Origin of the sequence: Sodalinema sp. (assembly GCF_046483825.1) — a bacterium.
Taxonomy (GTDB): Bacteria; Cyanobacteriota; Cyanobacteriia; order Cyanobacteriales; family Geitlerinemataceae; genus Sodalinema.
In genome coordinates, this window is the sequence record NZ_JAWOCL010000192.1 from 1 (window position 1) to 11424 (window position 11424).

The following is an 11424-nucleotide window of genomic DNA, read 5'->3' on the forward strand; positions in this document are numbered from 1 at the left end:
CCTGGAAGAAGGTGGTGGAGCGCAGGTTGTAGGTGAGCTGGGCGAGGACCGCGCGGGCGCGGTGCAGGGTTCGGAACTCGTCGTCCGAAAGCGCGATCATGTAGAGCCGGTCGGCAAGAGGCATAACCCACCCCTAACCCCTCCCAAGAGGGGATGGCAAGAGGCAAGAGGCAAGAGGGAGAACGTTCTCCCTCTGTGTCTTGTGTAGTTCCCCAGTTCCGGTGTTCCCTGTTCCGGTGTTCCCAGTTCCCTGTTCCCTGTTCCCTGTTCCCAGTTCCGGTGTTCCCAGTTCCGGTGTTCCCAGTTCCGGTGTTCCCAGTTCCGGTGTTCCCAGTTCCGGTGTTCCCTGTTCCCTTCTAATGCACAAACACATTCACCTGGCCCTGTTCACCAAGAACCAGACGTAAACGGAGAGGTTGCTCGTGAGGGGAGGTGAGGGGTTCTCCGAGATCAGGAATCTGACTTTGTTCCTGAAACTGGACCGCCGAGCGTCCCAAAGGAAACACCTGTGCCAGAGTTCCCGATTCATCCAGAACTAAGGTATATTCCAGGCTTTGAGTGAGTCCCTCCGGGGGCAGCCAGCGTTGTTGAAAATAGCGGCGTAACTCCGTCACTTGAGGTACAAAATCAAAGACCGTTTCTTGATCCTCTCCCACAGGAACCGGGCGCGTTAAGGGCGTGAAGGGTTCCGGTTGAGGGAATTGAGAGGGATCTAAGGAAGGAGCCGCCTCAGGTCCCGATAAGGGCTGTTCAAATAATAGATCTGGGGGAGTCGAAGGGGTGGCCGTGGATGAGTTGGGAGTGAAGGGGTTAGCGGAGGCCGACTCGCTGGGTGATCGGGGAGGCGGAGAGATTGGCCTTGGATTGTCCGGTTGTCGTTCCAGGGGAGTGACACGGGTTGGCGGGGCTTCGATCGCAGAACTCAGAGGCGGAAAAGAGGCGATCGCCGCTGGGGGAGGTGGCGGCGACACGACCTCCGGCGGTGCCAGATTGTCAGAGCTGACGAGGCCTTGACTACTCTGACTCAAGACCGCTATCCCGGAGGACGACAACGCCATCGAGGAGTCCTCTGGAGCCGTGGAGGCGTCCTCAGCCGAGCGGTTCTGGGCCAGGGGAGATAAGGCCGCCACCAAGCCTCCAGTGACCACGACTCCCACCAGGGGACTGAGCCAAACCGGAAGGCGATCGCCCCCTGGGGTTGGGGTTTGCCAAGTCTGCCAATCCGCCAAAAACCCCTCTAACGCCGAGAGGACATCAAACAGTTGCAGCGTTCCCAACTCAATGACGGGGCCACTGTCAGCCGTCGCCAGAGTTCCCAATACTAGGGTATGAGCCGCCAATCCCTGAGATTCTATATAGGTGGCGGCACGAGTTTGAGGCCGAGCAGCGATTGTGGTTCTTCGAGACTTCGCGATTGTGGTTCCCACCGGCGTCGCCATCGCACCCCGAGCTGATCCCCCATACAGGGACTGGGAAGGCTCCGATAACGCCGCAAGCTGGTGCGACGATTGACTTAAAAAATCCCGCACATAGCTGCGTACCGACTCACTCAGATGAAACAGTTGGGCCTGATCCCCGCGCACCACTTTCTGGTCCTCATCCCGTAAACGAGGGTCATCCAACAGCAACTCAAAACGCAGATGTGACAAACGGGGCCGGCTGGGAGAGGAGAAGAGCGATCGCCGCCCGACGATGGTTAATCGACAGGTGGGCGGTGTATAGGAGCGTTCTAGCGTGGTTGACCAAATGGTTCTGGACCCGTGACCCCTTGTCATAGCTTACCTCCAAGTATCGAATGATTGAGATGAGCGCCCCGTCCCGTTGGATGAGGCTGACTCCGACGATGGCTTCAAATTGAGTCCCCACGCCAAATGGCGATCGCCGTCAGCACTACTGTAGAACAACAAATCCACTAATAACTTAAGTGCCAGGGATTCCACCAACGCCAATTTCAGGGTTCCGAGCGATCGCAGCAGATAGCCCTGAGTAAACCGTTGTAAATACTCTCCCAGAAAGACCGCTTCTCGGGGAGGACGTTCTAACTGAGTATATTGCTCCAACAGCGCCACCGCACGACGAATCGTCTCCTGATGCTCCCGAGCCAAAGCACAAATCAGTTGACGCAAGGCTTGCATGGCCGGTTGTTGTTGAGAGACGGAGGCCGAGACTGGACATTTCCCCTGGCGTAGCTGTTCGAGGCTGAGGCGATCGCCTAAATCCTTCTCCAGTCCCCATTCCACCGCCGCCGCCCAAACTCCCTCATCCGATAGGTTGAGTAACGCTTGCAACGCCAGTAAGGTTAAATCTAAATGAGTGAGGGGATGGGGGGTTGGCACGAAAGGGAACAGGGGAGAAGAAGGCAAGAGGCAAGAGGCAAGAGGCAAGAGGCAAGAGGCAAGAGGCAATCGGGTAGAGATGTAGCTTTACCTTTGTGGTCGCGCTCTTTCGGCATAACCCACGTGGGCTATCAAGATATCATGAAGCACTAATGAGTAATGCCAAGAGTGCTAACCCTAAACTCACCCCATAAAAGCGGGAGACGACTTGTAACTCTGACCATCCTGATAACTCAAAATGATGATGCAGGGGTGTCATCTTAAACAGACGTTTCCCGACTCCTTCCGGATTCTTGGTGGCTTTGTAATAGCTCACCTGGAGAATGACCGAGAGGGTTTCAGCAAAGAATAGCCCACTGAGAATAAATAAGCCAAATAGCACATTGGCGAGAATCCCCACACTTGCCAACGCACCGCCTAACGCCAGGGAGCCGGTATCTCCCATGAAGACGCGGGCGGGATTGCGATTATGGGCCAAAAAGCCGATACAGGCGCCACTAAAGCAGGCTGAGAATAGCCCTAAACTGGGGTAGGTGGGGGTGACCATTGCCGCCAGAGCCAGGAAGGCGATCGCCCCGGTTCCGGCCATTAAGCCATCGAGGCCATCGGTGAGGTTCGTAGCATTGCTTTCGGCTGTCAGCACGAAGCCCGCCACAATCCAAAAGAAGGTTCCTAGGGGGAGAAGCCAGCCGCCGGGGAACTCAATGGTTGTTTGAGTGGCAAAATCGGGGTTGAGTTTGGCCCAGGCGCAAAAGAGAAAGGCGATGCCAATTTGTAACGATAGCTTGCTGCGGGGGGAAATGCCGTCATTGGAGCGACGGCGAATCACCTGCCAATCATCGAGCCAGCCAATGAACCCATAGGCAAACGTTAGCCCAGACACCGCCCAGAGCGCCGTGAGCGCCCCTCCACTGAGGTTGGGGTTCAAATGACCCCAAATCAGGGCGATCGCCAAGGCTAGAGGCACAAAAAGGATGCCTCCCATCGTGGGCGTTCCTGCCTTTTTCAGATGAGCCTGGGGTCCTTCTTGGCGGATACTCTGTTTGAGCTTGAGTTGTCGTAACTGAGGGACTCCCCAACGGCCCAGTTGAGCCGAGGCCAACGCCGTCAGCAGCCAGGGGAGCGTGAGGGAGTCCCCCAGGGCGGCCCAATGACCCTGAGAGGTATCAATGGCGATCGCCGCCAGGGCCAGCAGTAAGGTTAACCCCCAAGACAGTTGAGTTCCACTGAGGGGGTCTCTGTCTAATCTTGATCGATCGGATCTCGATACTTTGGTATCCACAACTATTCCTCATCACACTGAAGCCAAATGACGATGTTCCAAGACGTTGACGGGTTACACCTCAGCGTCATCGCTGGTATCACTATCGTTGTCTGTATAGCCATCATCGTCTTCGGCGATGAGTCCCAATTCTTCGAGTTCTTCTTTGCGGGCGGAACGTTCCTCTTCATCCCGAGGAATCAGTCGTCCGGTGGCTTGTAGCCATTCTAAGAGAGAGGTTTCATTGTTGGCTGGAATCAACTCGGCCTGTTCATGACGGGGAAGTTGACGTAGGGAGGGATTCATGGGGTCGATCATGGGCTGTTTGAGGTAGTTTGAGGTAGTTTGACGCATAGACCTTTTCGATTCTAGGACATTGTGGGGGTGGTGAGTCCTTTTAAGGGGGGGCGATCGCTGGCCAATCCTTTCGACTGCACCAACACACCAAATCCACCGAGGCCTTGAGGATCGAGTAGGCCATGTAAAACCTCGCGACGTTGCATCACCCGTAGGATATCCGCACCGCTGGCCGGTTGAGATCCCTGGCCTAAGGCCGCGAGGCGATCGCCCAATCCTAACGCCATCAGAAACAAGGCCTGGGGGGTGAATCCTTCCGGGTCTAAGCCGAGGCGATCGCCCTGACGTTGCAAGGCGGTAAAATCCACATGGGCGGTGATATCCTGTTCCCCGACAAAACAATAGGGGTCATCATGATAGCGATGTTGGCGATAACATTGGAGCGTACCGCGCGATCGCTGCGGCTGATAATAGCGATGGGCTTCATAGCCGTAATCAATGGTGATTACATAGCCTCGCTTCAGTTTCCGGGCCAGCATTTCTAGCCAAGACAAGGCCGCTAAATTGACTTCCGTGGTATAGCCGTCGGGCCACTCTTGGTCCGCCACGCCCACCTGCTCAAAATACGCCGCCAACGCGGGTGTTGATAGGGGTCCGAGTTCTTCCTTAAAGCCAGCCGTCTCCTCCCCGTTTCCCTCATCCCAGGTAACATAACATTCCTGCCATTGTCCATCCTGCCATTGCAGACGATGCACCGGAAAAGCATCGACTAATTCATTAGAAAAACAGCAGCCACACAGAGACTCATCGGGCAATTCATCCCAAGTTAACCAGCGTATTTTGGCTCCTTGAATTTGTTGTTGCTGCTGACGCAATGCCGCCGAAGTTTCAATAATTGTATAGGTAATAGCTTCAAAAAAAACGGGATATTTTTGTTTAATAAAACGCAGAATGTCAACCGCTAAAATTCCTTGACCCGCCCCCATTTCAACCAAATCAAACTCAAGAGGAGATCCCAAAATTTCCCAAATTTGCACGAATTGCTGCGCCAACAGTTCCCCAAAATCAGAACTTAAATGAGACGAGGTAACAAAATCCCCCATCGCCCCCAACTTCGCCCCACGAGAATAATAACCCTCAGCGGGATGGTAGAGCGCCGCCTCCATGTACTCAGCAAACGACATTCGCCCCTGCTGCTGAATTTGCTGCTGAATCGCGGTAATGAGAGCGGGATTAGATGCAACAGTCATGAGGCGGGTTAAGGAAGAGTTGAGGGAACATGGCGATAGGAACCTGCGGCGATCGCATCCCGAGAGTTCCCATTCGGCATTATTATAGGGGGTGTTAGACTCGGAATTTGATTTCGGGGCAGATTGCTCAATCTTTAGGGATAATGCTCAATGGACCATCCTAATGAGGGAATTGACTACGAAGGGGCTTGGGACTCCTACGCTCAGGCTTGGCAAACCCTCCATCCTGAACTGGAGTATATCGGCGATGAGTGGGCCGGTCAAGGGGCGGGGGCGGCTCGTTCCTTGGCGGAGTATGAACAGTTAATTGAAACTCAGTTTATCGCGCCCTATATTCGCCCGGATCACGTCGTCTTAGAAATTGGAGTGGGTGGCGGTAAAACCAGCGCCTTACTGCTCAACTATGCCCAGCGTTTAATCTGCGCTGATATCTCACAAAAGATGCTCGATGCCACCCAAGCACGGTTAGGTCATGAGCGAGTTGAGTATTATAAACTCGATGGCGTGAGCCTGGATTCACTCCCGGAACAGGCCATCGATGTCTGTTTTTGTTATGACACGATGGTTCATGTCGAACCGAGAGATATTTTTAACTATTTGCGACAAATTCCGCGCTTGCTCAAAGGCGATCGCCTCTGTGTCTTTCACCATACCAATGTCGTGAGCGACTTAGGCTGGCAGAAATTCCTCAAGGAACTCGATATTAACCTCAGGGGAAAACGTCATGGTTCGGCGTTTTCGGTGATGACCAATGAGATTATGGAAAAGTTTCTCGGAGAACTCAACTATCACGTGTTGCTCAAAGATACCACTAGCGTTCCCCGTGATTGCGTTTGGATTTGTCAAGCTCCCCCGATCGAGAGATAGAGAGCCGCCAGTTGCAGCCATCGCTAACGGCAACTGATGGCTGCAACTGACGAAAAGGTCTCCCCATAGATGGAGATACCGCCCCAGGTGGTCTCGTTAGGCTAGTGGTGGATGCTGGTTGAGGCGGCCAAATAGATCGCTTTAAGGCCGTTCTAAGCCAGATGTCCAACCTATGATGTCGAGCTTAAAGAGAATTGTTAATGACAACCGCCGTAAGAACAACCAACGCCCTAGAACAGTATCTTGGTGACGAAGCCGAAGATCTCCTAACCCACCGTTGTCGTCTATCACGAGATCATCTACAGACACCCTCTCCGGGCGTGGTCGATGATATCTTTGCCACCAGCGATCGCAACCCCCAGGTTCTGCGCAGCCTACAACAGTTATTTAGTCACGGGCGCTTAGCCAACACCGGCTATCTCTCCATTTTGCCCGTTGACCAAGGGATCGAACATACCGCAGCGGCCTCATTCGCCCCGAATCCCGCCTACTTTGACCCCGAAAACCTGGTTAAACTGGCCCTAGAAGGGGGCTGTAATGCGATCGCCACCACCGTAGGCGGTCTGGGGATTGTCTCCCGTCGTTACGCCCATCGGATTCCCTTCATCGTCAAACTCAACCACAACGAGTTACTCACCTATCCCAACCGTTACGACCAAATCCCCTTCGCCCAAGTCGAACAAGCCTGGAACCTAGGCGCAACAGCCGTCGGGGCCACCATTTACTTCGGTTCTCCTGAATCGGCCCGACAAATTCGTGAAATCGGTCAGGCCTTCGCCCGCGCCCATGAATTGGGGATGGCCACGATTCTCTGGTGTTACCTGCGTCATGGGGTCTTTAAGCAAGACCAAGACTATCACACCGCCGCCGACGTAACCGGTCAAGCCAACCATCTCGGCGTGACCCTAGAAGCGGACATTATTAAACAGAAACAGCCCCAGTTGAACGGTGGTTTCCCCGCCGTCGCCAAGGCCACCGGCGAGAAATATGGACGCACCGATGAGCGAGTGTACAGCGAACTCAGCAGCGACCATCCCATCGACCTAACTCGCTATCAAGTTCTCAATTGCTACGCGGGGCGCATTCCCCTGATTAACTCCGGCGGCGCATCAGGCGATAACGATTTCGCCCAAGCCGTTCGTACAGCGGTCATCAACAAACGCGCCGGCGGTGCAGGCTTAATTTCCGGGCGCAAAGCCTTTCAACGGCCCTTAGCCGAAGGCGTCCAACTCCTACACGCCATCCAAGATGTCTATCTGTCGCCTCAAGTGACCCTGGCCTAGTCCAGACGGGGGTCCAAACGGGGGTCCAAAGGGGAGTCCAAACCGGGACGGCGGCGGTAAAAGCGATAGTTGAGATAGTCGTTTAGGATGCGATCGTGATCGAAACAGAGATTTTCGGGAATCTCCCAGGGACTGAAAATCTGACAGTGTTTCGCGTCATCTCCCGCCTGGGGGGTTCCCGTGGCCGTGGCTAGGAAGACCACACTGAGGGTATGTTTGCGGGGGTCGCGATCGGGTTGGGAGTAAACATGGAACTGTTCGATCAGCTGTACCGTTAACCCCGTTTCCTCCTCGGCCTCGCGCCGGGCGGCGGTTTCGACGGATTCCCCATAATCGACAAACCCCCCAGGAAGCGCCCAGCCATGCGGAGGGTTGAGTCGTTCGACTAAGATGAGGGGACGTTGGGGGCGATCGATCAGTTCAATCAATAAATCGACCGTTGGAGCGGGATTACGATATTCCGGCATTAAATTAAGCCTAAATGAAGACAGTTTCCTCGGAAACGTCGTGTTAGAGTCAAGTGAACTTTTAGTTGAACGCCAAGACAGTTAAAGATTATGCCATTTCCGAGAGCTAGTGGAATTTTATTACACCCGACCTCGCTACCCGGTCGTTTCGGGATTGGCGATCTCGGCCCGGAAGCCTATCGTTTCGTGGACTTCTTGCAGGGGAGTGGCCAACAGCTATGGCAGATTCTCCCTCTCGGGCCGACGGGATATGGGAATTCTCCCTATATGTCCTATTCAGCGATGGCTGGTAATCCCCTCCTGATTAGTTTAGAGATGCTGCGGGATGATGGCCTGCTGACGGATGCTGATTTAGAGGAGGCCCCTGAGTCGCGGGGCGATCGCGTCGATTTTGATGTGGTCGATCGCGTTAAAACCACCCTGCTGCGTAAATCCTACAAAAACTTACGCAGTCGCGCCTCCTCGGAACAACAGCAGGACTTTGTGGCCTTCTGTAAGGATAAGGCCCATTGGCTGGATGATTATGCCCTGTTTATCTCCCTGAAAACGGAGGTGTTCAATAACGCCAGTTGGCATGAATGGGATGAACCCGTCGCTAAGCGAGATCCGGCTGCGTTGGATAAATGGCGGGACGAACTGGCCGAGGAAATCGACTTCCGTAAATATCTCCAATATGAGTTTTTTCAGCAATGGTCGGCTTTAAAGCAGTACGCGAACGATCGCCAAGTCCAGATGTTTGGCGATATCCCCTTCTATGTCGCCCATGACAGTGCCGATGTGTGGTCGCATCGGGAAATCTTCTGTCTCGATGAAGACACCGGCAAACCCTCGTTAATGGCTGGGGTTCCGCCGGATTATTTCAGCGAAACCGGGCAACTCTGGGGCAATCCCATCTATAACTGGGAGAAACTCCTCAAAACCGATCTACGCTGGTGGATGCAGCGGTTTCATGCGGTTCTCGATCGCCTCGATCTGATTCGCATTGACCATTTCCGAGGCTTTGAAGCCTATTGGGCGGTTCCCGGAGAAGACACCACCGCCATGAATGGGGAATGGATTGAAGCCCCCGGTTATGAGTTTTTTGAGAAACTCAAGGCAGAGTTGGGAGAATTGCCCATTGTGGCTGAAGATTTAGGGATTATTACCCCGGAAGTCGAGGCCCTGCGAGACAAGTTTGGCTTTCCGGGTATGAAAATCCTCCATTTTGCCTTTGACTCCGGTTGGGATAATCCCTATTTGCCCTTCAACTATGATTCCAATAACTTTGTGGTCTACACCGGAACCCACGACAACAACACCACGATGGGCTGGTACAACAGCCGCAGTGATGAAGACAATCAGCGCGTCTGGGATTATATCGGCTGTACGCGCGGTGAAGGCTTCCATTGGGATCTCATTCGTCTGGCCTGGAGTAGCAATGCTAATCAAGCGATCTTCCCGTTACAGGATCTGTTTGGATTAGGGGAAGAGGCCCGCATGAACGCCCCGAGTTCTCCTCAAGGGAACTGGGAATGGCGTTATCAGGCCGAAGACTTGACCGATGAACTCCGCGATCGGCTTCGCTTCTATACGATGGTGTATGGTCGCGGACCTCGGAATTAGGTAAGAGGCAAGAGGCAAGAGGCAAGAGGCAAGAGGCAAGAGGCAAAAGGCAAAAGGCAAAAGGCAAAAGGCAAGAGGCAAAAGGCAAAAGGCAAGAGGCAAGAGGTAGGGGCGTACCGTTGGTGGTGCGCTGACCTACCTTTTCCGGTGTTCTGCGACAGTTAACGGTTAACAGTTAACGGTTGACGGCTTTAACTGGGTTAGGGTGTCGCGGATGAGATCGCCGGGAACGCGATCGCTCACCGTTGCATTGCCGATGCGGGTTGGGAGAACAAAGCGAACTCGTCCGTCTTTGACCTTCTTATCGGTTTGCAGTTTGGCGATGATGGCCTCAATCTCAACCCCTTCGGGAATGCGAGTGGGAAGGCCGGCTTTCTCAATAATCTGGGTTTGGCGGGCGTCATCTTCGGCGGACCAAAGGTTGAGGGCGACGGCTAGACGACTGGCGGCGATCATGCCGATGGCGACCCCTTCGCCGTGGAGAAGTTCGGTATAGCCGGTTAGACTCTCTACGGCATGACCGATGGTATGGCCGTAGTTGAGGATGGCCCGTAATCCCGCTTCTTTCTCATCTTGACCAACGACCTCGGCTTTAGCTTGACACGATCGCATGAGGATTTCGTGCAACAGTTGACCCGAGAGATTGCCGAGATTCGCCAGATCTTTGGCGGCTTCTAGTTGACTGAATAATTCAGCATCCCAAATAACTCCATATTTAATCACTTCGGCAATCCCGGCGCGAAACTCTCGTTCGGGCAGTGTTGTTAACACAGCGGGGTCAATGAGGACCAAACGGGGCTGATAGAAGGCGCCGATGAGGTTTTTGCCCTGGGGATGGTTGACGCCGGTTTTACCGCCGATAGAGGCATCGACCATGGCTAACAGGGTTGTGGGAATTTGGATAAAGCCAATGCCCCGTAGCCAGGTGGCGGCAGCAAAGCCCGTCATATCGCCCACCACACCGCCGCCAAGGGCAACAAAGGTTGAATTACGTTCTAACCCTGCTGCTAGGGCTTTATCGTACAGCTGCGCCACGGAATCGAGGGTTTTATAGGCTTCCCCATCGTTGAAGAGATGCTGATGAACCTCGAAACCGGCGCTTTCTAAGCTGGCGATCGCCCGTTTACCGTAATAGCCAAACACCGTGGGATTGGAGACCAGCATCACCTTACGCCCCAAATTCAGGGATTTGAGCCAGGCCCCGAGGCGATCGAGGCTATCGGAAGCCAGGGCGATCTCGTAGGCGTTTTGAGGCAAGTTCACAGGGATAACGGACTGCGTCATGGTTTAATAAAGTCAAATAGATATTGATAAAACAGGAGATAAGCCTATGTCTGGTGTTGTGGCATATTTGCTCATGGTGGGTGGGGCGTTTGCGTTAGCGGTGGTCTTGTTGCTCGGACTTCGGGCCGTCAAGCTGATTTAGGGGCGGCTGAGGGGGCAACGCCCCTAGTGTTGGGGCCAACCCTGAACAAACGAAAGACGCGATCACTGCGCGATCGCGTCTTTCCGTTTTAGCATTCTATGAGATTTTGGCGAGATTTGAACAGGTTGGCAAGGTGGCATTACCCTCTCAAGGAATGACTAACAGTAGAGGGCTGGGCGACCGCCGTCCGTTGGCTAGTCCCCGGAACAGACAAGGACCCCGGTTGACCATTGAGACGATTTAGGCTCTGACGATTTACGGTGTAGGCGTCTTGAAACTCTTGGCCGGGGGGAGATTCGACCAGGGACTCGGCCCCTGTGAGGTTGAAGCGATAACCCACATTGCGAACGGTTTGAATTAAGTTCGGTTGGCGGGGATCTCGTTCGATTTTTTTCCGCAGTGAGAGAACATGGGTGTCAATGGTGCGGGGATTGTCAATCGCATCGGGCCAAGCTCGTTGTAGTAACTCTGAACGACTCAGGGGCGTTCCCCCAGCCTGAGCTAACACATACAATAAGCTAAACTCTTGCGGGGTTAATTCAATGGGCTGATCTTGATAGCGGACACGCCGCTGCACGATATCGACTTTGATGTCACCATATTCGAGATAGGCGGGAGGCGCCATGGTGCGGTGA

Annotated in this window: 12 protein-coding genes; 4 read left to right on the forward strand and 8 right to left on the reverse strand. The window is 54.0% G+C overall.

The window, feature by feature from the left end:
* Positions 1-356: 356 nt before the first annotated feature.
* From R6U67_RS12590 to R6U67_RS12610, 5 genes are all read right to left on the reverse strand, one after another.
* Complete coding sequence (locus tag R6U67_RS12590) at positions 357-1775, reverse strand: DUF4335 domain-containing protein (protein WP_410252868.1); 1419 nt, start codon at positions 1773-1775, stop codon at positions 357-359.
* A 3-nt stretch (positions 1776-1778) separates the two neighbouring features.
* Positions 1779-2336 (reverse strand): DUF3038 domain-containing protein, encoded by a 558-nt coding sequence (locus R6U67_RS12595; RefSeq protein ID WP_410252869.1) that lies wholly within the window; start codon positions 2334-2336, stop codon positions 1779-1781.
* A gap of 139 nt (positions 2337-2475) precedes the next feature.
* On the reverse strand, positions 2476-3618 hold the full coding sequence (gene mraY, locus R6U67_RS12600; protein ID WP_410252870.1) for a phospho-N-acetylmuramoyl-pentapeptide-transferase: 1143 nt from the start codon (positions 3616-3618) through the stop codon (positions 2476-2478).
* Positions 3619-3672: 54 nt separating this feature from the next.
* Positions 3673-3951, reverse strand: a complete 279-nt coding sequence (locus R6U67_RS12605; protein WP_410252871.1) for a DUF3134 domain-containing protein — start codon at positions 3949-3951, stop codon at positions 3673-3675.
* A 14-nt stretch (positions 3952-3965) separates the two neighbouring features.
* A complete protein-coding gene (locus R6U67_RS12610; protein WP_410252872.1) occupies positions 3966-5144 on the reverse strand; it encodes a class I SAM-dependent methyltransferase in 1179 nt (392 codons plus the stop codon).
* 150 nt (positions 5145-5294) lie between these two features.
* On the opposite strand from R6U67_RS12610, the gene R6U67_RS12615 reads away from it, so the two are divergent.
* Positions 5295-6011 carry a class I SAM-dependent methyltransferase gene (locus R6U67_RS12615; RefSeq protein WP_410252873.1) on the forward strand — a complete coding sequence of 239 codons (717 nt, stop codon included), beginning with the start codon at positions 5295-5297 and terminating at the stop codon, positions 6009-6011.
* Between the two features lie 200 nt (positions 6012-6211).
* A complete protein-coding gene (locus R6U67_RS12620; protein WP_410252874.1) occupies positions 6212-7294 on the forward strand; it encodes a class I fructose-bisphosphate aldolase in 1083 nt (360 codons plus the stop codon).
* Here R6U67_RS12620 and R6U67_RS12625 read toward each other — a convergent pair.
* Entirely contained in the window at positions 7291-7761 is a 471-nt protein-coding gene (locus R6U67_RS12625; RefSeq protein WP_410252875.1) for an NUDIX domain-containing protein, read from the reverse strand. The genes R6U67_RS12620 and R6U67_RS12625 overlap by 4 nt on opposite strands.
* A gap of 90 nt (positions 7762-7851) precedes the next feature.
* Here R6U67_RS12625 and malQ point away from each other — a divergent pair, with 90 nt between their 5' ends.
* Entirely contained in the window at positions 7852-9363 is a 1512-nt protein-coding gene (gene malQ / locus R6U67_RS12630; protein WP_410252876.1) for a 4-alpha-glucanotransferase, read from the forward strand.
* Between the two features lie 168 nt (positions 9364-9531).
* Here malQ and aroB read toward each other — a convergent pair whose 3' ends face one another.
* Positions 9532-10647 (reverse strand): 3-dehydroquinate synthase, encoded by a 1116-nt coding sequence (gene aroB, locus R6U67_RS12635; protein ID WP_410252877.1) that lies wholly within the window; start codon positions 10645-10647, stop codon positions 9532-9534.
* 46 nt (positions 10648-10693) lie between these two features.
* On the opposite strand from aroB, the gene R6U67_RS12640 reads away from it, so the two are divergent.
* Positions 10694-10789 carry a cytochrome b6-f complex subunit PetL gene (locus R6U67_RS12640; RefSeq protein WP_074162883.1) on the forward strand — a complete coding sequence of 32 codons (96 nt, stop codon included), beginning with the start codon at positions 10694-10696 and terminating at the stop codon, positions 10787-10789.
* A 139-nt stretch (positions 10790-10928) separates the two neighbouring features.
* Here R6U67_RS12640 and R6U67_RS12645 read toward each other — a convergent pair.
* A partial coding sequence (locus tag R6U67_RS12645) for a winged helix-turn-helix domain-containing protein (RefSeq protein WP_410252878.1) occupies positions 10929-11424 on the reverse strand: 496 nt, incomplete at its 5' end.